This window comes from Algibacter sp. TI.3.09 (assembly GCF_038154905.1).
In the GTDB taxonomy this organism is placed as follows: Bacteria; Bacteroidota; Bacteroidia; order Flavobacteriales; family Flavobacteriaceae; genus Algibacter.
In genome coordinates this window covers 1-289 of sequence record NZ_JBAKAN010000063.1, presented here as the reverse complement: position 1 = coordinate 289, position 289 = coordinate 1, and the positions used below count along the sequence as shown (strand labels likewise).

Genomic DNA, 289 nt, shown 5'->3' with positions numbered 1-289 from the left:
ACATTTGGTACATCGCCCACTTGCTCGTAAATTTCGGCAGGACCTAATAAATAAGGTTGTGTTCTGTATTTAACTTGGTCTGGAGCGTCTTCTTCTAAAAGCGCAGAACCCATAGCATATCTAAAAGCCGTTACAGGTATTTATAACACCGTGGTAAAGCATAAGCCAACCTTCATCGGTTAAAATAGGGATTGGACCAGCACCAATTTTTGTGCATTGCCATGCGCTATCTTCAAAGTTTGTGGCCTTCATAACACAGCGATCTTCGCCCCAATATTTCATATCTGGA

1 pseudogene is annotated in these 289 nt (G+C 41.9%); it reads right to left on the bottom strand.

Features of this window, described 5'->3' with window-relative positions:
* A pseudogene (locus tag V6246_RS18330) lies at positions 1-289 on the bottom strand (glycoside hydrolase family 130 protein); the annotation flags it as partial.